The sequence below is a fragment of the Paenibacillus vortex V453 genome, from assembly GCF_000193415.1.
In the GTDB taxonomy this organism is placed as follows: Bacteria; Bacillota; Bacilli; order Paenibacillales; family Paenibacillaceae; genus Paenibacillus_AQ; species Paenibacillus_AQ glucanolyticus.
Map to the genome: position 1 here is coordinate 542,576 of NZ_ADHJ01000037.1, position 23,667 is coordinate 566,242.

The 23,667-nt window shown below is 48.4% G+C and carries 28 protein-coding genes; 3 read left to right on the forward strand and 25 right to left on the reverse strand.

Going from position 1 to position 23,667, the window contains the following annotated elements:
* Nucleotides 1-22 precede the first annotated feature (22 nt).
* From dprA to PVOR_RS30740, 7 genes are all read right to left on the reverse strand, one after another.
* On the reverse strand, nt 23-1,198 hold the full coding sequence (gene dprA / locus PVOR_RS20340; protein ID WP_006211337.1) for a DNA-processing protein DprA: 1,176 nt from the start codon (nt 1,196-1,198) through the stop codon (nt 23-25).
* Between the two features lie 130 nt (nt 1,199-1,328).
* Nucleotides 1,329-2,258: a succinate--CoA ligase subunit alpha gene (gene sucD / locus PVOR_RS20345; RefSeq protein ID WP_006211338.1), complete on the reverse strand. Its 930-nt coding sequence runs from the start codon at nt 2,256-2,258 to the stop codon at nt 1,329-1,331.
* Nucleotides 2,259-2,354: 96 nt separating this feature from the next.
* Complete coding sequence (gene sucC, locus PVOR_RS20350; protein ID WP_006211339.1) at nt 2,355-3,515, reverse strand: ADP-forming succinate--CoA ligase subunit beta; 1,161 nt, start codon at nt 3,513-3,515, stop codon at nt 2,355-2,357.
* 1,343 nt (nt 3,516-4,858) lie between these two features.
* Nucleotides 4,859-5,365: an SMI1/KNR4 family protein gene (locus PVOR_RS20360; protein ID WP_006211342.1), complete on the reverse strand. Its 507-nt coding sequence runs from the start codon at nt 5,363-5,365 to the stop codon at nt 4,859-4,861.
* Nucleotides 5,366-5,372: 7 nt separating this feature from the next.
* Nucleotides 5,373-5,675: an HNH endonuclease signature motif containing protein gene (locus PVOR_RS30735; RefSeq protein WP_160164019.1), complete on the reverse strand. Its 303-nt coding sequence runs from the start codon at nt 5,673-5,675 to the stop codon at nt 5,373-5,375.
* A gap of 165 nt (nt 5,676-5,840) precedes the next feature.
* Nucleotides 5,841-6,185: a hypothetical protein gene (locus PVOR_RS20365; protein ID WP_006211343.1), complete on the reverse strand. Its 345-nt coding sequence runs from the start codon at nt 6,183-6,185 to the stop codon at nt 5,841-5,843.
* Nucleotides 6,172-6,366 (reverse strand): hypothetical protein, encoded by a 195-nt coding sequence (locus PVOR_RS30740; protein ID WP_040680754.1) that lies wholly within the window; start codon nt 6,364-6,366, stop codon nt 6,172-6,174. The genes PVOR_RS20365 and PVOR_RS30740 overlap by 14 nt, the downstream gene beginning before the upstream one ends.
* A gap of 587 nt (nt 6,367-6,953) precedes the next feature.
* Here PVOR_RS30740 and PVOR_RS20375 point away from each other — a divergent pair.
* From PVOR_RS20375 to PVOR_RS20385, 3 genes are read left to right on the forward strand one after another with little or no spacing between them, the layout of a single operon-like run.
* Nucleotides 6,954-8,552: a YifB family Mg chelatase-like AAA ATPase gene (locus PVOR_RS20375; protein ID WP_006211345.1), complete on the forward strand. Its 1,599-nt coding sequence runs from the start codon at nt 6,954-6,956 to the stop codon at nt 8,550-8,552.
* 26 nt (nt 8,553-8,578) lie between these two features.
* The gene (locus PVOR_RS20380) at nt 8,579-9,013 is read left to right on the forward strand and encodes a GNAT family N-acetyltransferase (RefSeq protein ID WP_006211346.1); all 435 of its coding nucleotides are present in this window, start codon (nt 8,579-8,581) and stop codon (nt 9,011-9,013) included.
* A gap of 17 nt (nt 9,014-9,030) precedes the next feature.
* Nucleotides 9,031-9,387, forward strand: coding sequence for a VOC family protein (locus tag PVOR_RS20385; protein WP_006211347.1), 357 nt, complete (start codon nt 9,031-9,033; stop codon nt 9,385-9,387).
* Nucleotides 9,388-9,486: 99 nt separating this feature from the next.
* Here PVOR_RS20385 and PVOR_RS20390 read toward each other — a convergent pair whose 3' ends face one another.
* The 18 genes from PVOR_RS20390 to wecB all read right to left on the reverse strand — a co-directional run bounded on the left by PVOR_RS20390 (nt 9,487) and on the right by wecB (nt 23,656).
* Nucleotides 9,487-9,870, reverse strand: a complete 384-nt coding sequence (locus tag PVOR_RS20390) for a YraN family protein (protein WP_006211348.1) — start codon at nt 9,868-9,870, stop codon at nt 9,487-9,489.
* Entirely contained in the window at nt 9,870-10,181 is a 312-nt protein-coding gene (locus tag PVOR_RS20395; protein WP_006211349.1) for an EscU/YscU/HrcU family type III secretion system export apparatus switch protein, read from the reverse strand. Before PVOR_RS20395 ends, PVOR_RS20390 begins: the two co-directional genes overlap by 1 nt.
* Nucleotides 10,178-12,184: a hypothetical protein gene (locus PVOR_RS20400; protein WP_006211350.1), complete on the reverse strand. Its 2,007-nt coding sequence runs from the start codon at nt 12,182-12,184 to the stop codon at nt 10,178-10,180. The genes PVOR_RS20395 and PVOR_RS20400 overlap by 4 nt, the downstream gene beginning before the upstream one ends.
* Nucleotides 12,185-12,264: 80 nt before the next feature.
* A complete protein-coding gene (locus PVOR_RS20405; RefSeq protein ID WP_006211351.1) occupies nt 12,265-12,882 on the reverse strand; it encodes a ribonuclease HII in 618 nt (205 codons plus the stop codon).
* Between the two features lie 309 nt (nt 12,883-13,191).
* Nucleotides 13,192-14,058: a ribosome biogenesis GTPase YlqF gene (ylqF, locus tag PVOR_RS20410; RefSeq protein ID WP_006211352.1), complete on the reverse strand. Its 867-nt coding sequence runs from the start codon at nt 14,056-14,058 to the stop codon at nt 13,192-13,194.
* Between the two features lie 54 nt (nt 14,059-14,112).
* On the reverse strand, nt 14,113-14,727 hold the full coding sequence (lepB, locus tag PVOR_RS20415; RefSeq protein WP_006211353.1) for a signal peptidase I: 615 nt from the start codon (nt 14,725-14,727) through the stop codon (nt 14,113-14,115).
* 102 nt (nt 14,728-14,829) lie between these two features.
* Nucleotides 14,830-15,174, reverse strand: coding sequence for a 50S ribosomal protein L19 (gene rplS, locus PVOR_RS20420; RefSeq protein WP_036642425.1), 345 nt, complete (start codon nt 15,172-15,174; stop codon nt 14,830-14,832).
* Nucleotides 15,175-15,415: 241 nt separating this feature from the next.
* Complete coding sequence (locus PVOR_RS30745; protein WP_006211355.1) at nt 15,416-15,556, reverse strand: hypothetical protein; 141 nt, start codon at nt 15,554-15,556, stop codon at nt 15,416-15,418.
* Nucleotides 15,557-15,657: 101 nt separating this feature from the next.
* Nucleotides 15,658-16,710: a collagen-like protein gene (locus PVOR_RS29340; protein WP_160164020.1), complete on the reverse strand. Its 1,053-nt coding sequence runs from the start codon at nt 16,708-16,710 to the stop codon at nt 15,658-15,660.
* Nucleotides 16,616-17,638, reverse strand: coding sequence for a collagen-like repeat preface domain-containing protein (locus PVOR_RS29345; protein WP_160164021.1), 1,023 nt, complete (start codon nt 17,636-17,638; stop codon nt 16,616-16,618). The genes PVOR_RS29340 and PVOR_RS29345 overlap by 95 nt, the downstream gene beginning before the upstream one ends.
* Nucleotides 17,639-17,890: 252 nt before the next feature.
* Nucleotides 17,891-18,706, reverse strand: a complete 816-nt coding sequence (gene trmD, locus PVOR_RS20435) for a tRNA (guanosine(37)-N1)-methyltransferase TrmD (protein WP_006211358.1) — start codon at nt 18,704-18,706, stop codon at nt 17,891-17,893.
* Between the two features lie 3 nt (nt 18,707-18,709).
* Entirely contained in the window at nt 18,710-19,231 is a 522-nt protein-coding gene (rimM, locus tag PVOR_RS20440) for a ribosome maturation factor RimM (RefSeq protein ID WP_006211359.1), read from the reverse strand.
* Nucleotides 19,232-19,342: 111 nt separating this feature from the next.
* Nucleotides 19,343-19,573: a KH domain-containing protein gene (locus PVOR_RS20445; RefSeq protein ID WP_006211360.1), complete on the reverse strand. Its 231-nt coding sequence runs from the start codon at nt 19,571-19,573 to the stop codon at nt 19,343-19,345.
* A gap of 21 nt (nt 19,574-19,594) precedes the next feature.
* The gene (rpsP, locus tag PVOR_RS20450; protein ID WP_006211361.1) at nt 19,595-19,867 is read right to left on the reverse strand and encodes a 30S ribosomal protein S16; all 273 of its coding nucleotides are present in this window, start codon (nt 19,865-19,867) and stop codon (nt 19,595-19,597) included.
* A gap of 48 nt (nt 19,868-19,915) precedes the next feature.
* Entirely contained in the window at nt 19,916-21,298 is a 1,383-nt protein-coding gene (ffh, locus tag PVOR_RS20455) for a signal recognition particle protein (RefSeq protein ID WP_006211362.1), read from the reverse strand.
* A 21-nt stretch (nt 21,299-21,319) separates the two neighbouring features.
* A complete protein-coding gene (locus PVOR_RS20460; protein WP_006211363.1) occupies nt 21,320-21,676 on the reverse strand; it encodes a putative DNA-binding protein in 357 nt (118 codons plus the stop codon).
* A gap of 139 nt (nt 21,677-21,815) precedes the next feature.
* Nucleotides 21,816-22,463 carry a PAQR family membrane homeostasis protein TrhA gene (gene trhA / locus PVOR_RS20465; protein WP_036642034.1) on the reverse strand — a complete coding sequence of 216 codons (648 nt, stop codon included), beginning with the start codon at nt 22,461-22,463 and terminating at the stop codon, nt 21,816-21,818.
* Nucleotides 22,464-22,540: 77 nt separating this feature from the next.
* Nucleotides 22,541-23,656, reverse strand: coding sequence for a non-hydrolyzing UDP-N-acetylglucosamine 2-epimerase (wecB, locus tag PVOR_RS20470; RefSeq protein ID WP_040680800.1), 1,116 nt, complete (start codon nt 23,654-23,656; stop codon nt 22,541-22,543).
* Nucleotides 23,657-23,667 lie beyond the last annotated feature (11 nt).

Consider the following 23,667-nt stretch of genomic DNA (forward strand, 5'->3'; position numbering starts at 1 on the left):
CTCCAACATTCAAACTTTCCCATTATATGATCTTATATATAGCACCGGGTAATTGGGTAATCTGCTTTTTTATGATTAAAGATAACAGAACTGAATGCAAATGTCCAAAATCCCACTGGGTTCGCTCGATCATCTCATCCAGCGACCCGGGCCCCTGTTCGAGCATATGGTATATGTGTCGTTCATCATTTGTCAACCCGGCTTGTAAATCCGGCTGCTCCTGACGATGGGCCTGCCGCTCCTTATTGTATGTATCCGAAGCCTCTTTTGGCAACCAGGAATCATATTCTTCTATTATATCCCGGGCATCCGTGACCATCTTGGCCCCTTGCTTGATCAAATCCAGCGTCCCTCTGCTCTTAGATGAAGTAAGAGGTCCCGGAACGGAAAACACATCCCTTCCTGCCTCCAGCGCATAATCTGCCGTAATTAATGACCCGCTGCGAGCATCCGCCTCAACAACCACGGTACCCAGCGTTAATCCGGCGATAATCCGGTTTCTCTGCGGGAAAAATCCTGGTAACGCCTTCGTTCCCGGCGGATATTCAGAAATGACAAGTCCCTTGGCCGCAATCTCTTCGTAAAGCGAACGGTTCTCCGGTGGATAGATGACGTCAATGCCCGCTCCTAGAACCGCCACCGTCATTCCGCCGCTTCTCAATGCGGTTTCGTGGACAACGCTATCGATGCCTCTGGCCATACCGCTAACAACCATTAATCCCGCCCTTGTCAGCTCTTCGGATAGCATCGATGCAATCTTGCGCCCATAGGCTGTCGGCATTCTTGTACCCACCATAGCGATCCCCGGTTTAGACAGCAGACGATAATCACCCATGCAATACAATACCCACGGGGCCTGGGGTGAAGATTTCAATGATTCCGGATAAAAGTCATCAAGGGCTGTTATAATACGTATTTTTGAGCGGTTTGTCAAATTCCATACCTCAGCTTGATTCTGTCGAAATTCGCCGTCGCCAACATTCGACATGTCGCTGCGTTTTCTTTCGACGGTGAGTGGGAATTCCTTAGTCAATTTATTCGCTCTTTCGACAGATAGCCCGCATGCTCTCCAATCGTTTGCATCGTAGGATAGCATCCCTTCATGCAGTTCCCCTCTAGTTATAATCCGGTTAATCGTCTTCCATCCAATACCGTCACTTTCATGCAACGCGACCAGCAGCACGCTTTCCAGCTTCATTATGTGACCTCCTTAAAATATAAAATCGAAAACAAAAAAGCAACCCTTCATTTCCTGTTCAGGAAATAAAAGGTTGCTTACCTTACATTATGAACACAGACTTAACCTGTTATCTGGAAAAAATCATGCCTTAGTGAGTCTTGCAAGACTCCAAAAGGCCTTGCTCCTCAAGAACGCTAACCAGAGTTGAGCCCATTTCGGCAGGCGTTGGAGCTACCTTGACACCACAAGCTTCAAGCACGGCAATTTTCTCCTTAGCCGTTCCTTTACCGCCAGAAATAATCGCGCCAGCATGGCCCATGCGTTTTCCTGGAGGCGCTGTGGCTCCACCGATGAAGCCAACAACAGGTTTGTTCATGTTCGCTTTGATCCATTCAGCCGCTTCTTCTTCAGCTGTACCACCGATCTCACCGATCATAATTACCGCTTTGGTGTTAGGATCTTCATTAAACAGTCTCAAGACATCGATAAACTCAGTTCCTTTAACCGGGTCACCACCGATACCAACGGCTGAGGATTGTCCAATGCCGCGAGCGGTCAGCTGATGAACAGCTTCATAAGTCAGGGTACCACTGCGCGATACAACCCCTACATGTCCCGGCGTGTGGATGTAGCCCGGCATAATACCGATCTTACATTCGCCCGGTGTAATGACACCTGGACAGTTAGGTCCGATCAGACGAGTCTTCTTGCCTTCCAGATAGCGGGATACTTTCACCATATCGAGCACTGGAATACCTTCCGTGATACAGATAACCAGGTCCATCTCAGCATCAACAGCTTCCAGAATGGAATCTGCTGCAAAAGCTGGCGGTACATAGATTACGCTTGCGGTCGCGCCAGTTTTGGCTTTGGCTTCCTCAACGGTGTTGTAAACCGGCAATTTGACGGTTTCACCGTTCTCCAGCGTGATTTCGACTTCAGTTCCACCTTTACCAGGTGAAGTTCCGCCGACCATCTGGGTACCGTAATCCAGGGCACCTTTTGCATGGAAAAGGGCCGTCTTGCCTGTAATCCCTTGTGTGATAACTTTTGTATTTTTATCGATCAAAATACTCACGATTGATTCACATCCCCTATTGTTATTTGAAAATGAAAGCAACCGCACGGCAGAGCCCTAAAGCTCATCGTGCCATGCCCCTTCAGGAATGAATTATTACTGAACGAGGGAGACGATCTTCTGTGCTCCGTCGGCCATGGAATCAGCAGGCACGATGTTCAGACCGGACTCAGCCAAAATTTGCTTGCCGAGGTCAACATTCGTTCCTTCCAAGCGGACAACAAGCGGACGAGTTAAGCCCAGCTGTTTCGCTGCTTCAACAACACCGGTAGCGATAACGTCGCAACGCATAATACCACCGAAAATGTTGACAAAGATTCCTTTTACTTGAGGATCGGACAAAATAATCTTGAAGGCTTCCGTTACCTTCTCCGTTGTTGCACCGCCCCCAACATCAAGGAAGTTAGCAGGGTCGCCGCCATAATACTTGATGATGTCCATAGTAGCCATCGCAAGACCGGCTCCGTTAACCATGCAGCCGATATTGCCATCAAGAGCTATGTAACTCAAGTCGTATTTGGATGCTTCGATTTCCTTCTCGTCTTCTTCGTCCAGGTCGCGCAGTTCAAGAATGTCCTTATGACGGAACAGCGCATTGGAGTCAAAATTGAGTTTGGCATCAAGAGCCATGACGTTTCCGTCACCTGTTACGACAAGCGGATTGATCTCAGCGATAGAGCAATCCTTCTCAACAAATGCCTTATACAGGGCCAGCATGAACTGAACGGCTTTACCAACCAGTTCATTCGGGATATTAATGGAATACGCTAATTTCCGTGCTTGGAACGTTTGAAGTCCGATCGCTGGATCCACGACTTCTTTAAAAATCTTCTCAGGAGTTGCTGCTGCAACCTCTTCGATTTCAGTACCGCCTTCTTCAGACGCCATCAAGACGACACGGCCAGTAGCACGGTCAACTACAACACCGATATAATACTCTTTGCGAATATCGCAGCCCTCTTCAATGAGGAGACGCTTAACTTCCTTGCCTTCTGGACCCGTTTGGTGAGTTACCAACACCTTGCCCAGAATTTCTTCAGCATAAGCACGAACCTCATCCAGGTTCTTCGCCACTTTAACGCCGCCGGCTTTACCCCGGCCACCTGCGTGGATCTGTGCTTTGACAACGGTTACGGGACTGCCCAAAGACTGTGCAGCTTCCACTGCTTCTTCCACCGTAAACGCTACCTTGCCGTTCGGAACAGCTACTCCATATTGCTTCAGTACTTGTTTTCCTTGATATTCATGGATATTCATTCTCGAATCCTCCTATCAACATGACTGGAACAAGGCTGGTTAACATGAGACTAATCTATGAAAGAAAGTTATTCTCGTGTCAACCTTTATATATTAAACCCAAGCTATTGTAACATGTTTTTAAAACGCTTACCTTAAAAAGTTCACCGTTTATCCACTCTATTTAGCATGGGTTTGATTCCTTCCAGATATAAATTGGAAAAGTATGTAAAATAAAATCTACTTTTTCTTCACATAGTGCAATAATCCGACAATCCCTAAAACCACGACGGCAACTCCGATGAATCCCGCAACGAGCGTAATGATGATATTCCCCCATAATATTGTCATTTCGTCCCCTCCCCAACCTGTTTTAATTAGCATATACTGTAATATTATACCATTAAATCCCTTATTCAATATACTAAACTATGGCATAAATTAAAACTTTTTATCCTTTTTATGCTATTCACTAGAATGGTACTGGTTTATTTTCTCATCGTGATGTCGTATTATTTTCCTACAATATTAGGGTCGTTCTGCATCAGCATGATGAGTTTGTGGATATCAGCTGGCAGGCGGATGGTATTAGCAAAATGGACGATCGCTTGTTAAAAAAATGACCGGCCGACACCTGTCGATTACTTAAAGACTCACTGGCTCCGGAAATAACAGGTGTGCGGCCTGCCGCTTTAACCTTTAATGGAGCCATTCAAGGCTCCTTTTTAATCCTACCGAGGATGTAAATCCACATCCCTTTTTCAAATGATCTTTATTTGTATTCAGATAAATCATAGTAAATTTTACCCACTTTTGATATACTAAAATCATTACTTTAGTCATAGGTGCGTGATCAATCAAATGTGGGAAAAAGAACTGAAGATAGCCATACAGAAGAAGCAAAGCGTGACGATATATCTTATCGATGGCGCAGTATTACAAGGCATCCCTGATGCTTGTACAGATTGTTTAAAGATGCGGAGCGTTTATGGACCCGTTTGGGTACCATTAGAGGAAATAAAGCATGTGAGTCGATTAATACGACTAGACGCAAAAAAGAACCTGCTGGCATATAGCTAGTAGGTTCTTTGCTTAAAGAACTGAGAATCCCATGGGATGAACAACCAAAAATGAATCCACATCCCTTTCCTTTTTATGAGCCTTTAAAAGCCGGAAACAAGTGGCCCATATCTCGACGATTGTGCAAGGTTTGACAAATGGAAAAGCGAGAAAAGGTACGCCGCACTCATGCAGCCGTGCGTGTCTTTCCCCTTTTTCATGCTTACTATTCTATTACGAGAAAAAATTCTTGAATAATGTAAATAACCCGCAGGAAAATCCCGCGGGTTATTTACTTGGCAATATTAATTTTTCCATTCCCAGAAAGGTGAGCCTTGGGCAATTATTAATCTTTCAAGCCAAGTATTAAAATCAATTTCAAACCTGATAGTTGGTGGATCCTCAAAATATTGTTCGTGGTTGTGCCACATCAAATATCCTTTTCCAGTATCCACTCTATCTGAGTCGATGAATAAATAATCTCCAACATAATAACAAATAGGAATCCAGTTTTTAGGCATGTAATTTAAGTGGTATTCATCCATTTGTTTATGGCTTAACAAGTCAAAACCTGTCCCGAACTGGTCTCTAAACAAATAGCATCCGTTACAATACAACAAAAATTCAACATACTGATCTGGAAGTGTCCAGCCTTTTTTCTGGCATAAATTTTGAATGTCACTTAGTGATGCAGGGGAATTAAATGCTGATTTAGTCTCATTCAGATTACCGCTGCTGTAATGTTGAATATATTTATCATTATTTAAACATTTTCTATATGCTTCTAAGTTGTTAACTACATCTGATGCCAATTTTTAATCACCCTTTATTGTAGCTGTTCCACCAAGCTGTTATAAGTTGTTGATGAATTGATCGAGGAACAGGTATTAAATTAGATTTTTCGTTTCCACCACCATATTCACGTGGTTTTATATGATGTATATCGTATGATGCCCAATCCCATCCAGGATTTCCATAAGTATTAATGTAATAAGTAATGTATGCACCTCTATCCTTACTGCTATCCCACGGAGTTGGATTTGGAACCTTTTTCCATGTTGTAGAAGACGGCTCATAATTGACCAATCCAGAGCGTGAATCTACATATTTAAAATAAGTCATTGCCGCGTTGTTATACAGTATTCGATCAGTGTCACCGGTTTGAAGTCCGACCGGTACTCCTTTTTCAAAGACTTTTACTTCAGTCGATCCAATCCAATACTTCGTTTGATATCTTAAAGTTGAAGTAAATGATTGATTTCTTGTTAAGTGTTTTGAATCTCTTCCTTACTCTGCGTAGTATCCTTTGTTACTGGTTTGTACATCACTGGCAAGAAATTTATTGGTAAAACTTACACTGTCGGGTTTACTTCCTACATAACTAACGTATTTTGTTGTGATTTCGATATTTCTAGTATTTAAATTACCATTAATTGAGTTTACCCAAACAATTCCACCAGTAGCAAGTGGTTTAATCTCTTCGTCTTTAAGACTTGTTTTAAAGGAGGCTTGCTCTTCGAGTTCTTCAATATAATTGTCGAGCGATAAAGTCGCTCCACTATCATTGAACAGTAAAACATTTACACTGAAATCACTGATGATTTGCCCATCAGAAAGTTCAGGTTTTTTCATTCAAGTATTGTTTTACTTCCTGTAATACTTCATCTTCTGGAAACTTGTTAAGTGTATCTACAATCTCGTTTTTTTTCGCTTCTAATGAATGTATAAAGGATTCATTATGTTCTGTTATGGCGTCTTGTAACTCAGCAACATTCAAATCACTTGCTTCGGAAGCATAAACTCCAGATACCATGGAAAGTGTCAAAATGGGCGGAGGACATGAGACCCTCACTATTTTTTAAAGACTCGACGCCTGCACTTCTTCCTTCTTTCTTTCGGAGGACAAACCACTTCGGTTTTCTTTTTACGGTTAATTCCATGTTCAAGGCAACTCAATCATGACACCTCCCCATAAAGATGGTTTAGGGTACTTGAGTGTTTTGCTTTAAGGTTGGACTAATATCCAGATTGGGCTAGATTAGAACCCATCTTTATAAAAAATGGGTTCATGCGCTTACTTATTGTCTTGGTTTTACTAATAATGTTCATACTCTTTCAAATGCAGACAACTCATATTTCTCTCGAGCCTCTCCTAATATGATTTGATTTTCTAACCAGTTACGCCGTGGTGGGGTGTGATTAAAATCGAGGGCAACCCATTTGCTGTCGATATCGAGGAAACTGTAAAACAGAGAGAACGCATATGAATTGACATAAGCTGGATAAGCTTTTACAATACGGACTATAATCACCAGCGAAAGGAGGAAGCACCCTTTTCGAAATCACGGATGTTCTATAACGAATACAATCCACTGATATCTGAAAAAGAGGTGCTTTTTTATGTATGGAAAACTTCATAGCGCGTGCTTGCACGGCATTGATGGCGTTGTCATTCAGGTAGAGGTGGACCTTGCCAATGGTCTGCCGCAAACCGCCATTATCGGGCTGCCCGATTCCTCTATCCGGGAATCCGTGGAGCGGGTACGGGCAGCGATCAAAAACTGCGGATTTACCTACCCGCTTAAACGGGTAACCATCAATCTCGCCCCGGCAGATCTTCGCAAGGTGGGATCCTCCTTCGATCTGGCGATCGCTGTTGGCATATTGCTGACAAGCGAGCAATGGACCTTTACGGATGCAGGACGAATGCTAATCGTTGGCGAACTTGCACTGGATGGTGCGCTCAGACCCGTAACGGGTGTTCTGCCCATGGTGGAGCAAGCCAAAAAAGAGGGTTTTACTGGGGTTGTCCTGCCGCTCGAGAATGCTCCTGAAGCAGCATTAATTGGGGGAATCGAGGTTTACGGGCTGCAGCACCTGAAAGAGCTCGTTCAGGATGGGAATGATCCCAATGGAGCCATGGGAAATTTAATGGCTGACGTTTCGCTGTCAAAGCTCCGCTATGATAAATCATCGCAGTCTGGTGGAACACAACATGAAAGCCCGCAGGACACACAGCTTGAAGATTATCAAGATGTGATCGGACAGCAGCATATCAAGCGGGCCCTCACGATTGCTGCTGCCGGGATGCACAACATCTTGCTTATCGGCCCTCCCGGTACCGGAAAAACGATGCTCATGAAGCGTCTTCCCACCATCCTTCCGCCGCTGGCAGACCAAGAAGCGTTGACAACTACGAAAATATTCAGCGCTGCCGGCAAATTAAAATCGTCCGACGGCTTGATGACCAAACGCCCCTTCAGGTCTCCGCATCATACCATCTCGGCCGGCGGGCTCATCGGAGGGGGAACCATTCCGAAGCCGGGGGAGGTCAGCCTGGCCCACAAGGGCATTCTGTTCCTTGATGAACTCCCTGAGTTCTCCAGGCATGTGCTTGAGGTGCTGCGCCAGCCCCTGGAGGACCGCGAAGTAACCATCAGCCGGGCACGGGCGGTATTTACCTTCCCGGCGCATTTCATGCTGGCTTGTTCGATGAACCCTTGTCCGTGCGGTTATTACGGCAGCGATCATCCCCATCAGCGATGCACTTGCAGCGTTACTCGAATTGCTCAATACCGCGCTAAGATCTCGGGTCCCTTAATGGACCGGATCGACCTGCAGGTGGACGTGCCCAGGCCTAAGGAATGGCCGGGAAGCTCCACGCCTATATCCTCACAGCAAATGCGGGATCAAGTCTACGCGGCGCAAGCCATTCAGTTAGAGCGCTACCACAGGCTTCCATTTTGCTGGAACAGTGAACTCTTTGGAAGCTTCCTGAGGAAACATGTGCTGCTGGACAAGGACTCGGCAGAACTTCTGCAAGCGACAATCGACACACTTGGTCTCAGCATGCGCGCCTATGACAGGATTCTGAAGCTGGCTAGAACCATTGCAGACTTGGAAGCATCCCAAGAGATTCATAGCCGTCACGTTGCTGAAGCGATTCAATACCGGCAGCTGGATCGACAGCATATCGCGACCGAAGAAACATCCCGCTAAATGACAGCGATTGGAGTGAATACATCATGGAAATCAGACCGATGACCCCTGCTGATATGGATGATCTCATCAAAATCTGGCTTGATGCATCCAAGGAAGCCCATCATTTTGTCCCAGCCGATTATTGGGAGTCCCGGCAAGCGGAAATGCGGAATGTCTATCTCCCGATGTCAGAAACCTACTTGCTTGAAGACGCAGGACGCATTCAAGGGTTCGTCTCCATGGTTGAAAATGATCTTGCCGCATTATTTGTTAACACAGGCCAACAAAATCAGGGATACGGAAAAGCACTTCTTCACTGCGCGATGAACCTTAGAGATGTTTTGAAGCTCCGGGTGTATGAGGAGAACCAGAGGGCATTCCGCTTTTATATAAAAAACGGTTTTGAAGTTCTTGATGTTTCGGTGGACAGCGACACGGGGCAGAAAGAACAAGTCTTGATCTGGAGCAGCAGCAAATAAAACCAAGGAGTGATACCATGACTACTTCTATTTTTCAGCATATTGACACTGTCTTTGTACCCACCCGGAATATGAAAGCTGCAAAGGAGTGGTACACAAATGTTTTGGGAGGCCGAGTCGGTTGGGAGAGCGAGCAAGGCGAATACCAATGCATCCTGTTCGGGCAGACATCCCTCACCCTGTTCTCTACAGAAGAGGGTAAGTATTTTGAGCCCCGTCACGCTATGTTTAATTTTTTTGTCTCCAATGCCGAGGAGGCTTATCAACACCTGAAGGACCATGGCGTACGCGTCGATACCATTCTGGAATACGGCGCAACCTACTTTACCTTCTATGATCTGGATGACAACTGTCTGGAAGTCTGCCAATACTAATGGAAACTCACCGTTTAAGTAAAAGAAGGTGAAGGAGTTTATCACTCCGCCACCTTCTTTTTTTAATTCGAGTTATGCGGGGTAGCATTCACTTTCAATCTAAAAAGCATTCTCGATATGCTCCATCGAGACAGCCGACAGATCAGCGCCAAGAATTATCGAGATGACATCGAAGCGAATCGACCGTTCATGGTAACGCTTATGATGCACGTACTGCTGTGCCGTATTCCGAACCTGTATCATTTTGCGGGCATTGACGGATTCCGAAGGCGTACCGAAGCTAGTCGTCCCGCTCCGGCTTCTTACTTCAATGATCACGAGGGTCGCCCCGATCTCGGCAACGATATCCAGTTCTCCAAAGCGGCAGCGCCAATTGCGGTCCAGTATGCGGTAACCTTTCTCAACCAAGGCTGCTGCCGCCAATTCCTCAGCAGCCGCACCTTTTTGCTTGCGGCTGTCTTTCTTCCCGAATCGAGAGGGCATTACGGCATCATTCCCTCCTGCTTCGCCTGACCATCCGCGCGATAAACGTATGTCAGCACTTCGGCTACGAGCTGATAAAGCTCTGCAGGGATCTGCTGGTCCAGGTCCAGCTTGGAGAGAATCTCCACCAATGCGGCGTCCTCCTGAACAGGAACCCCATGCTCTTTGGCTTTATCCAGAATAGATTCCGCCAGCTTGCCCTGTCCTTTGGCAACAACCATCGGCGCTTCACTCTCGCCAGGCGTATATTTAAGAGCAACGGCCTTTTTCATGGCCGTCATCGATCCTTGTTCTTGCTCTTGCTTGGTCATATCCGCATATCCACCCCTTTATAGGTCTGAGGGGCGTATTCTGCGGCCGTTCCCTGCACCGACATATCCGAAGACGGCTGTGGATCAACGGGCAGCGGTTCTGTTTTTACGCTTAACAACTGATAACCAATGGACGCAACAGCCGTCGCCAGCTCTTGCTTTTTTCCTTCAAACAGTTCCGCGGCAAAGCTCTGGTCATTCCGGAAGCTGAGGCTGACAATCCGGTCGACGACCTGCACATCAATGAGGGTCGGTCCCAGAAATCTCATATCCAGATCAAACAACAGCCGGCAGTTGGTGGCATCGAGCTCGCCTTTGCGCCCTCTGCGCGACTGAATATGTACGGAGGCGGTCTGTTCTCCGTCCGCGCCATGCAGAGGGATAAACATGGTAACCTGGGCGAACGGTGCTGTTCTATCCGTGTTCAGCAGGAGCTGCTGCCCCGTTAAATGCTGCACGATTTGCTGAGCGGCTTCCTTCAGTGCCGACGGTGTTTCCTGGCTGGACAGAACTTGAAGGAGCACCCCCTTCAAGGTGTCCTGAAGGGCTTGTGACGAGTCGCCTGCCTGCGTTGAGGCGATGACTGAATGCTGCTGCATGCCCTGGGCCATACTCTGCAGTGCAGAAGGCACAGAGGGTTGTGCCACGCCCGGCTGATTCGTTGTGCCCGCTTGGGCAACCGGAGCTTGATGATTTATGCTTGCTGCGTTACCAGTCGTAACAGGGGCGCTCGCTACGGCCCCTGAGCCGGTACCGGCAGCATTGGCGGCTGGCGGCTGGGAAGCGGCGACTCCCCCAGCTGCCGCCTGCTGCTGTGCCGCAGCAGCAGGCGATAAAGCAGCACCCGCTGTCGGAGCGGGTGCTGGAGCAGGAGCAGGTGCGGGCACTGCCGCACTCGCTCCTGCCGCGCCGCCGCCGGGCAGCGCGGTCGCCTGCTGCCCGCCCGGCAAAGCGGCGCTACCCGTGCGCGCCGCTTCACCCGCGGGGCCGCTGACGGCCCCGCGCAGGCTTTGCTGCTCGTGCTCTGCACCGAGCAGCTTCAAGAGCCGCCCCACCCACGGCTCCGCGCCGCCAGGGGTGGGCGGCTTTGGCGAAGGGCCTGCGGCCCCTTCGCCCGGGGCTGCCGCCGGCCCAGCGGGCACGGCGGCTTGTCCGGCGGCAGGCGTTGCCGTGCCGCCGCCAGCCCATGGCTGCGCGAGCTCGCCGCGCAGCTGCTGCAGCAGGCCTTGCAGCTTGGTCAGCAGTGCCTGCTGACCTGTCGCGGCCTGCGCTGCGCTGCCAGCGCCTCCTGCTGGAGGGCTGGCCTGCTGCGGTACGGTTTCAGCTGCTGCGCCGCTCGCAGCACCGGCTAGAGGAGAAGATGCAGGCGCGGCGCCTTTTCCCCCATCTACAGCAGTTCCGGCGCCGACACTTATAACAGAAGCCAGCTGCTGCTCAAGAGACTGCAGTAATTGATGGAGCTGAGGTCCGAATACTGCCTGATGCAGCCCCTTCACACTTTCGGGAGTAATCGGCAGTCCGCGATGAAACGCGATAGCAGCCGACTCCGCCCATTCTGCCGCAGGAACCATTGGTGGTTTCACAGCCAACGCCTCACGAAACATAGCTATATTTTCCTTCGTTAACGAAACTCCTGCCGTCTGCATGCCCTTAATCATTTCCCGGTTTTCCTTCGTATCCGGGAGACCGGCAAAATCCAGCACCTCCGCCATGGAGGATGGGGACAACGGCTGGCCCGGCGTTGGACTAAGCGGCTTGAGTACGGCTGTCCCTCCCTCTCCCGGTGGCTGAACCTGCAGAAGCGCGGTTTCTCCGGCTCGAAGCGGCGTTTCCAGTTTTGCCTTCACTTGAACGCCCTGGATCTGCACTAACGCTTCCTGCCCATCTTCCGATACGTTCATAACCACACCGCGAACGACCTGACCCGGCTTTAATTCCAACGTCTTGGCGTCTCCCGGCTTTTGCTCTCCCAGGAGTCCGCGAATCAACGATCCGATGTTCACGATTTATCCTCCCACGCCTTCTATTTACCTTATATATCGGCAGCAGCCCGCCTTTTGACGAGGGCGGGCTGCATCGAATTCTAGAATAAGGACAATTGCTCAATCTCCATGTTTTTCAAAAAACTTCTCCGGTGCATGGACGTAGGTCCGTGCAATTGCAGCTGTTCCCGGTGAAATTTGGTTGCGTAGCCTTTATGTACTGCAATTCCGTATTCCGGATATCGCGCCTCCCATTCCCTTTCACACAATCTGTCACGGGTGACCTTCGCAATAATGGAAGCCGCGGCAATGGACTGGCTGTTGGCATCGCCTTTGATAATCGCACGCTGCGGGATATCGCAATCCACCTTCTCAGCATCAACAAGCAGAAATTGAGGGGTGACCGCCAATTGCTCAACAGCCATCTTCATCGCAAGCCTTGCCGCTTGTTTAATGTTGATCCTGTCGATCGTTTCCGCATCCACCAACCCCACACCGACAGCGAGCGCATCTTCCATGATGAGATCATATAGTGTCTCCCGCTTCTTGGCACTGAGTTTCTTCGAATCATCAATCCCTTCGATTACTAACCCTTCCGGTAAAATAACCGCCGCCGCAACCACATCTCCGAACAAACAGCCCCGGCCAACTTCGTCAATGCCTGCAATATGTATATAATGATTCCAATAGTCACGCTCGTACATTAATAAATCCGTCATAGCTTTAACCCCTTTGGTTCCGAATTACCGCTTGTTTCAAGTCCGTACATACGGTCTGTCAACTACACTCTCAATCTAGTAACTCTTCTAGATTATCATACAAGACACAGGGCGTCACCCTCTCGCAGCAAACGCCGATTCCAGAACAGGTAGGATCATACCATTTCAACAAAAAGAGCTGCCATCACCGGCAGCTCTTACCTTGTCTTACATTCACTTTTTTATCACGTGCCAAAAACAAAACCTTTATGCTGTATCATCCTCATGGCGGACATGAGCAGAGATGTTATCGCATTATCCCCAAGCTAATCAATAAGGGGACTCCATCGAATAGCGGCCCAGCTTGCCTGCACGGAGCTCACGCAGGAATATGCTCGAGGCTTTTTCCAGATCGACTCTGCCGCCGCTTACGATACAGCCGCGTTTTCTTCCGACCGCTTCCATGACGGCAACGATTTCATCCGGATTGTCCAGATCCGTCGGACGTTCCTTGAGATCAAATCGCTCACTCATCGTCTCCCAATAATAGTTGGAGAAATATTTGATCGCAAAATAGGCAATATCCTCTACGTTCAATATTTCTTCCTTGATCGCGCCGGTTACCGCAAGTCGATACCCTACATTCTGATCCTCAAACTTCGGCCACAAGATACCTGGTGTATCCAGCAGCTCCATCTCCCCGCCAGCAACCTTAATCCACTGCTGCCCTTTCGTTACACCTGGACGATCCCCCGTCTCCGCGATGTTACGGCCAGCAAGCCGGTTAATCAGAGTGGACTTGCCCACATTCGGTATACCTACAATCAACACACGCATCGCACGCGGATTCATTCCCTTGGCGATTTGTTTGTCGATTTTTTCCTTCAACAGCAATTTAATCTGGTTTGGAATATCCTTGATGCCTGTTCCTGTTGATGCATCTACAGGAAAGGCCGTTAGGCTATTTTCTTTAAAATAAGCCTGCCATTGCCTTGTAACCTCAGGATCGGCCAAATCGGCTTTATTCATGATGATCAGCCGCGGCTTGCCCTGCAAAATCTCGTCAATCATCGGATTTCGGCTTGAGAGCGGAAGCCTCGCATCGATCAGCTCAATTACAGCATCGATCAGCTTCAGCTTCTCCTGAATTTGGCGGCGCGCTTTGGTCATATGTCCAGGAAACCATTGTATTGTCAAACGTCGTCACCTCTACTTTGCTCTGCAAACTTTCATCGTTCTATAGCGTCGTGGCTAATGGTTGATGAGCCCTACGTCTTTAATCGGCCAGAAAATCAAGTCTGCTCGACCGATAATATCCCCCAAAGGAACATATCCTATCATTCGGCTGTCTGTGCTGTTGGAACGGTTATCCCCCATCACAAACACATGGCCTTCTGGAACAACGCCTTCCGGAACGAAGGAGTTCGGAAAATCTGTGTTATTGTATAATCTGTCCTCAGCATGGGCCTTATCAATTGCTTCCTGTATGTAGGTTTCATTCACAGGCTCTCCGTTGACAAGCACTTTATCGCCTTCAACTTTAACCGTATCACCAGCAACAGCGATCACGCGTTTAATGAAATCCCTACCCTCATCAGGAACATGGAATACGATGACTTCTCCACGCTCTGGCTTGCGGATATCATATAGAATCTCGTTAACAATCAACTTTTGATTGGATACAAAATTAGGTTCCATAGACGGACCTTGCACAATAAACGGTTTAAAGAGAAGCCAGCGAATGAGAACGACGAGAACCAGAGCAATAAGAAGAGCCTTTAGCCATTCTACCAGCTCGTTTTTGGCCTTCTTGGCCGGTTTCCCCACGTTTGTGTCCAATGCCTCATGTTGTTGATCTTTCTCCATAACCCACCGTCCTTCTCTATAGATCGCTTTCCATAATAGCGATTTTTGGATATACAAAAGGGGCTTGTATATACGCACAAGCCCCTTTTTACCGCCTTGTAATTAACGACGAATTTCTTTAATTCTCGCTGCTTTACCGCGCAGTTCACGAAGATAATAAAGCTTCGCACGACGCACTTTACCACGGCGAGCCACTTCGATTTTATCGATTTTAGGCGAGTTGATTGGGAAAGTTCTTTCCACACCAACACCGTAAGAAATTTTACGAACGGTAAAAGTCTCACTGATTCCGCCACCGCGACGTTTAATTACAACACCTTCGAACAACTGGATACGCTCACGAGTTCCCTCGATAACCTTTACGTGTACTTTCAAAGTATCACCAGGACGAAAGCTCGGAATATCCTTGCGAAGTTGTTCTTCAGTAATCGCTTGAACGATATTCATCATCTATGACTCCCTCCTCTCACACAGGCGTTCTTGCATCTTCCGGAAATTCTATGTATTTCCTTCATTATCCGCAGCGGACCACCGTATTCACAACAAAAGAAATAGTATCACATTTTGCGGTTAGAATCAAGTATTTCATCTTTACACCCATCCAGATGATCCATAATTATAGTACACTCACCTTTAAAAAACCACTTTTGGCATGTAAGATAACATGTCAAAAGTGGTTAGACTAAGATTAATTTACGGATTCTTTCGAATCGCTTGCCTCTTTATGGCGCTTGCCGTAATATTCCAGAATATCATCGACGGTTTGAAAGGATACTTCTGTATGATCTTTTTCCATTTGATTGTTATACGTTACATTATTATCTGACACGATTAAGGGCCTCCTCAACAATGCTTATGTCTTGTTTCCAATAATGTATTAACCACAAACATTTCGGCTGTAACATGTAAAATCTTGCAGCTGTTCTTATTTTAATAACCCATTCTGGTGATATTGAGCCTGGCGGCGGTCTGTGTAGATGTAACGGTTTGGGTCTGTGCAGACAAATTATATAGCTGTACGGTATCGCCAACCTTCATGTTGATAACGGCAGAGCCGGATACCCGATCGTCATTTGCACTAGATGCCATGTTGGCCGGAGAAGTCGTATTGCTATTAACCACAATTCCGAAGATGCCTGGTGAATTTTGCTGGTTGGAAAGTGCAACTTGCCAGTTGATGAAATAAAAACCTGCGGTGTTGATCGCGAGTGTCGTGGTTCCATTAAAAGTCACGCCTTGCAGTTCATTTTGCGAGAAGATGATGGGCGACATCGCTGGAACCGATTGAGTCCTTCCCGCCGCGTTATAAAGTACAGCTCCCCCAACCCATGGCCCGGCCCCCGTTGAACCAGCAGCATCGGTTACTTCAGACGCTCCTGCGGCTCCTGCTGTTCCCGTACGGCGAATTACCGCTGTAACCTCAACTCCGCCCGTTGGCCCCGTAGAACCGATTACTCCAGTCACTCCTGTGGTCTCTATTGGGCCTGTTAACCCCGTGATGGTTACTGCACCTGTCACTCCTGCGGCTCCTGTAACACCCGTAAATCCTATGGAGACAGTTGTTCCCGCCATGCCTGCTGGACTTGCCGCTTCGGTTGCGGTTGCTTCAGCTGAACCCGCGATTCCTGCTTCGCCCGTAGTTCCCGTAACCCCAACCACACGCGCTGCTCCGCTTGGAACGGTTACTGCCCTTCCACTTACAGCACCCTTCGGTCTCGTCATCCCAGTTCCCCCGGTGGTACCCGTAACTCCATTACATCCGGGCGCTCCCAATAGACCTCTATCACCCGTGACCCCAACTACACCTGTTGGCGCGGTCGGACCCGCTGTTCTAGCTGTGCCTGCTGGACTTGCCGCTCCCATTCTACCTGTCGGCCCTCTCGATCCCTTAAGGCTCGCTCTGCCTGTCGCTCCGATGGATCCAAACGCTCCTGTTGCTCCCGTATTTCCTGTCGCCCCGGTTGAACCTCTTACTCCTGTCATTCCAGTAATGCCCCCCGGAGTCATTACTCTTGTCAGTACCTGTAGCCCGATTCTTTCCCGTCGCACCTGCAGCCACCGTCAGGCCCGTTAGTCCCGCGACCCTGATTCGACCTGATTCCAAGGAATCTCCTGCTTCAGCAGTTTCTCTTGAGCTCGGAGAACCGTGTCCTTGAGCGGTTTTAGCTTCTACATGATGCTGAACATGATCAGCACTGGAGTTCTTTAAGATAGACAATAATGACTGCAATGCAGCTTCCCGGACCGCTTTCGGAAGGTTCAGACCCGAAACAACACCTGACAGGGCATTGGTATAGTTGGCCAGTTGAACGCTCAAGTCACCTGAAGATGCACCGTTCCCCAAGAGCCTATCCATTCCTTCTGTAAGAGCTTGCATCCCGTCAAGCTCCTGCTTCGAAACACCCAATACACTGCTCTGCTGATGGATACCTTGAAGAACATCTCCAAGGCGCTGTCTGGATCGTTCACCCGGGTTCTTGACAGCATCCATAACATATCGCGGCAAATTGATCACCAGATTTGCTAACGGAATCGGATCAGAACGCTGTGCCGGATCATTCATCACGGTTTGAATGCCATTCTGAACTTCCGCAAGCACTGGATTAATGACACTGCCTACGCCAATGCGTTCCCCAAACGTTTGCAGCAAGGTTACGACCCCATTCAGTCTTGAGGCAATATTCTGCAGGTAATCTGCATTCGGAATCGTCACAACTTGCTGGACCGCTTCCTTCATACTGCGGCGTTCTCTTCGTGCAAACCTCATGCCGGACACCAGCTCGTTCAGACTCTGTAATTGTATTTTGATTCGAGTGAAGTTATCATTCTCTGGCAACTCCACAAATGCACTTGTCAGCGAAGCCAATTGGGAAATCCGCGCAACAAACCTCGCGGCTTCGGTCCTCCTCACTCGTATTCGTCCAGAAGCCAGCCCACGGATCACGGCTTTATTGCCCTTACGCCTCCTCTTCTCTTGCATCTAACCTACTCACCCCTAACAATTCTCATTCATCCGCAAACGCCTATGTAGGCACATTATTCAATGGATATGGATTATGTTCTCGTCAGCCTCTCTTATTATTGTTATTGATTTTGGCAGTAATCTATACGAAAAAAAGGAAAGATCGGCATACGCAGATCTTTCCTTTGTCTATGGCATTCATTATGAACGTTTCGATTCTTGCTGAAGCTTTGCGATATAAATCCGATCCTGTTTGGACAATTCCAGCTTGTCCAACAATTCAGGGCGACGCTCCCAAGTCCGTCTGAGCGCTTGTTCACGGCGCCACACTTCGATGTTCGCGTGATGTCCGCTGAGCAGAATATCCGGCACCTTCCATCCCCTGAATTCAGCCGGACGGGTATAGTGAGGGTATTCCAGCAGCCCTGTACTGAATGAATCCGTCACCGCCGATGTCTCATTGCCAAGAACACCCGGCAGCAATCGAACCACGGAGTCAATAACAACCATTGCGGGCAGCTCTCCGCCTGTAAGCACATAATCCCCGATGGATAATTCATCAGTAACCAAATACTCGCGGATGCGTTCATCATAGCCCTCGTAATGACCGCATATGAACACAAGATGCTCTTCCTGAGACAGTTCTTCCGCTTTCTTCTGTGTAAACGTCTCGCCTTGCGGGCACATCAGAATAACGCGTGGAGGCTTAACGCCTTCTGATGATTCCGATGAGCCCTCCGCCAGCCCAGCCTCTTCCTCGTTGTTCGAAATCTGATCATAAGAACGTGGAGTTAGAATATCCTCCACTGCGGCAAATATCGGATCCGGCTTCAGCACCATCCCGCCCCCACCGCCATATGGCGTATCATCCACCTGACTATGCTTGTTTCCGGCGTACTGGCGGAAGTTGATAGCATTTAAATGCACAATTTGTTTCTCGGCCGCTTTACCTAAAATGCTCGAATGGAACACACCGTCGAACATTTCCGGGAACAGCGTCAGCACATCAATCCGCATGGACTATAACAACCCTTCCATAAGATGCACGCGGACAAGCTTGGCTTCCTTATCTACGTCAAGAACGACATCCGGGATGGCTGGCAGCAGAACTTCCTTGCCTTGAGGGGTCTTCACAACCCATACATCATTAGCTCCGGGCGTTAAAATTTCTGAAATCGTGCCAAGCTCCTCTGCCGGTTCATCATCTGTCAGCACCTTGCAGCCAATGATCTCATGGAAGTAATACTCGTTGTCCGGAAGCTCCTCCTGAAGGTCCGCTTTGATCTTCAGCAGAGAGCCTTTATACTTCTCAGCATCGTTAATTCCATGCAGCTCTTTGAATTTAAGGACATACATATTTTTATGAAAACGGGATGTATCCACCGTTGCTTCAATCATGCTCCCTTTGTCCGGGACAATAAACAGCTTGCTCTTAACAGCAAATCGCTGGTCAGCAAAATCCGTATGCGGCATCACTTTGACTTCTCCGCGGATTCCATGCGTATTCACGATTTTGCCTACGGTAAACAACTTTTCAGACATGGTCTTCCTCCTGCATCACTTAATGAACGTTCGCTCATGTATGACCGACTGATTTCTTCAGCATGTACGAAAAAGGGCTAGGACATGCATCCTAACCCCCTTTCGTATATTTTAAGAAATGATATCAACGGTCACCCGTTTATCCATTTTAACTGCCGCCGATGTTACGACTGTACGCAATGATTTGGCGATACGCCCCTGTTTGCCTATGACCTTCCCGACATCGTCAGGATGCACGTACAGCTCATATACAATCAAGTGCTCCTTCTCAACGGTCTTCACAGTCACATCTTCTGGATGATCCACTAAAGCCTTAGCAATAACGCGAACTAATTCTTCCATAGATAACCCTCGCGATCAGTCTTATTTCTGATGCTTCAGCTCATGAAACTTCTTCATTACGCCCGCTTTGCTCAGCAAGTTGCGAACAGTATCAGATGCTTGCGCACCATTTTGAAGCCAGTTCAGTGCTTTCTCTTCATCGATCTTAACTTCAGCCGGTTGAGCAACCGGATTGTAATAACCGATTTCCTCGATAAAGCGGCCGTCACGTGGGGAACGGGAATCAGAAACCACCACGCGGTAGAAAGGAGCCTTGTGAGCACCCATGCGTTTCAGACGAATACGTACTGCCATTTTGAAAATTCACCTCCTTCAAAAAATGTCCATGCTTTATGTCCAAACTTAACGGAATGGGAACTTCATGCCTTTTCCACCAGTCAAGCCTTTTAACTGTTTCATTGCTTTATTTTTACCGCCTTTGGGACCCATCATATCCGAGAATTGTTTCATGACGCGGCGCATTTCATCAAACTGCTTGATCAGCCGGTTCACTTCAGCCAGCGAGGTTCCGCTGCCGGCCGCAATCCGTTTGCGGCGGTTGTGATTGATAATATCAGGCTGCTGCTTCTCCGCTGTAGTCATGGAGTGGACAATGGCCTCAATGCGTCCCATCTGCTTCTCGTCAACTTTGAGATCCTTGGTCTGCTTCATCTTGCCCATGCCGGGAATCATATCCATCAGCTGATCCAACGGACCGAGCTTCTTCACTTGGTCCATCTGTTCCAGGAAATCCTCAAACGTAAATTCAGCATTACGCATTTTACGTTCCATTTCCTTGGCTTTGTCTGCATCAATATTCGATTGGGCTTTCTCAATTAGGGACAGCATATCGCCCATACCGAGAATCCGGGATGCCATCCGTTCCGGATGGAACGGCTCCAGGGCATCAATCTTCTCACCCAGCGCCGCGAACTTAATCGGGCATCCGGTAACAGCTTTGACCGAAAGGGCAGCACCGCCTCGGGTATCACCGTCCAGCTTGGTCAATACAACGCCTGTAAGCGTCAATTGCTGATTGAAGCTTTCCGCAACATTCACCGCATCCTGACCTGTCATCGCATCAACAACAAGCAGCACTTCATCGGGATTTACAACACTGTGGATTTGCTTCAGTTCTTCCATCAGTTCTTCATCGACATGCAAACGGCCCGCAGTATCGATAATAACATAATCGTGACCGTTATCCTTGGCATGCTGCAAGCCTTGCTTCGCAATCTCAACCGGGCTTGTCTTGTCTCCAAGAGAGAATACAGGCACATTAATCTGTTCTCCAAGGACCTCAAGCTGTTTGATCGCTGCCGGACGATAAATGTCACCGGCTACGAGCAGCGGTCGGCTGTTCTGCTTCTGCAGCAGCTTGGCCAGCTTACCGGATGTCGTCGTCTTACCTGCACCTTGCAGACCGGCCATCATAATGACCGTAGGCGGTTTATTGCTCTTAACCAGTTTGGCCTGGCTGCCACCCATCAGCTCCGTCATTTCTTTATTAACGATGTCGATGATCACCATGCCGGGCGTAAAGCTGTCCATCACTTCCTTGCCGATGGCCTTCTCTTTCACTTTGGATACAAAATCCTTAACCACTTTGAAGTTAACGTCGGCTTCAAGAAGCGCGAGTCTTACTTCACGCATGGCGGCTGTTACATCTTCTTCGGACACCTTGCCTTTACCACGAAGCTTGCTGAACACATTCTGTAGTCTGCTGGTCAATCCTTCAAAAGCCATATCCGCCACCTCCGTTCATACTTAATCCCATACCTTTAATCGTTCAACCATATCGGTCATTACATTCTTATCATGTTCATCCAGGTCGCTAATCTCCACCCATTTCCGAAACTTATCCAGCTCACGGACACGCGTTTCATGCTTGCTCAGCAGCCCAAGCTTCTCTTCGTAAGACTCAAGCACCTGCTCTGCACGCTTAATATGTTCATAGACGGCCTGACGACTAATCTCAAATTCACCAGCGATTTCTCCCAAGGAAAAATCGTCATGGAAATAATATTTCAAAAAGGTCTGCTGCTTCTCTGTCAGCAGCTGCTCATAAAAATCGAACAGCAGATTGATCCGGTTCGTCTTCTCGAGCCGATTCTCCTGACTCATTTAAGGGCACCCCCCTCGTCAAGGAAAAACACTTTACAGTTCGCTTAACGAACCTTATCATACATAAAACAAAGAAGGATGTCAAGCAATTTCCCTTGTCATCCTTCTTCATGTGCAGCAAGCCTTTTTCCTACCCTGTTTACCCGACAGGAAGAAGGTAGATCAGTATCGCAAAAAAGTGAAGAATCGATCCCGCAAGTACAAACAAATGCCAGATCGCATGATGGTACGGGAAGCCCCGCCATACGTAAAAGATGGTGCCTAGGGTGTACAGCACGCCGCCAAGAGCGAGCAAATTCATACCCTGCGGTGCCACAACGGCGGTTAAAGGGTTCCAGGCAATAACGATCAGCCAGCCCATCGCAATGTAGAATATCGTGGAGAGAAACAGAAACTTCTTCACGAAGAAGGCTTTGAAGATGACGCCGAACAGTGCAACTCCCCAGACGATTCCGAAGAGGCTCCATCCAAGCGTTCCACGAATAGCCACCAGCAGGAAGGGAGTGTACGTTCCTGCGATAAACAAGTAAATGGAGGAATGATCCATAAACTCAAAGAAATCCTTGGCTTTACCGTCCCTCAAGCCGTGAACCAGCGTTGAACTCAAATACAGCAGCAGCATCGTCGAGCCGTAGATCGTAAAGCTGACAATATGCCATGCAGTGCCCTTCAAACTTGAAAATACAATCAAGAGCACCAGCGCAGCAACACTTAGCGCCGCTCCTATGCCATGTGTTATTGCATTCGCTATCTCTTCTCGGCGTGGATAAGTGTAAGTATTGGCCATAACAGGTATCCTTTCGCTTGAAATCTTATACTTCATTATAAGCCCTGCCAGCATACAAAATCCAGCAAGCATCCAGATCAACGCCCTTTTGAACGGAAAAATTGCAAAATGGCGTTGACGATTTGACGCGAGGCAGTGCCATCACCAAAGGGATTGCTGGCTCTTGCCATGTTGCGGTAGGTCTCCTCATCCGTTAACAGCTTCTCTATTCCTGCCACTACCTCATCGCAATTCGTGCCAACACACTTTAAGGTGCCCGCTGTAACCCCTTCAGGACGCTCTGTCTTGTCTCTCAATACCAGAACCGGTTTCCCCAGCGACGGCGCTTCCTCCTGAATACCCCCGGAATCCGTCAAGACGAGATATGCGCGCTGCATGATATGGTGAAGATCAACAACACCCAGCGGTCCTGTCAGATGAATTCGCTCATGTCCCTCCAGAGCTTGCGCTACCGCCTGCTGCAGAACGGGGTTCGGATGAACCGGATACACCACTTCGACATCCGGGTGGTTCTGGACGGTTCGCTTTACAGCCTCAAGCACGCCCTTCATAGGTTCACCCCAATTCTCCCGGCGATGCATCGTCATGAGAATTAAGCGGGCATTTTCCCGTAACTTGCTCTGTATAGGGTGCTTAAAGGGAGCCTGCAGCGTCCATTTCATGGCATCGATCCCCGTATTCCCCGTTACATACACATGATCCGTACGATGCTCGGCTCTGAGATTGGAAGCTGACAGCGCTGTAGGAGCGAAATGCATATCGGCTATTCGGCCAATCCATTCCCGGTTCATCTCCTCCGGAAATGGCGCGTATTTGTCATAGGTCCGCAATCCCGCCTCCACATGCCCAACCGGCACTTTCGCATAATAGGCCGCCAAGGCGCCTATGAATGCCGTTGTTGTATCCCCGTGAACCAGGACCAGATCGTACCTTGTCGACTGGAATACATTTTCCATCCCTTTTAACAGGTCGGCACTCAGGCTGTACAGCGACTGTCCTTCCTTCATCATATTTAAATCCATCTGAGCCTCGATCTCAAAAAATTGGAGAACCTGATCCAGCATTTCCCGATGCTGGGCGGTGACACAGACGATTGGGGTCAATCCCGGAGTACGTTCCAATTCCTTGACCAACGGTGCCATTTTGATCGCTTCTGGACGCGTTCCGAAGATAACAAGAACATTTTTTTGTATCCACGAATCTT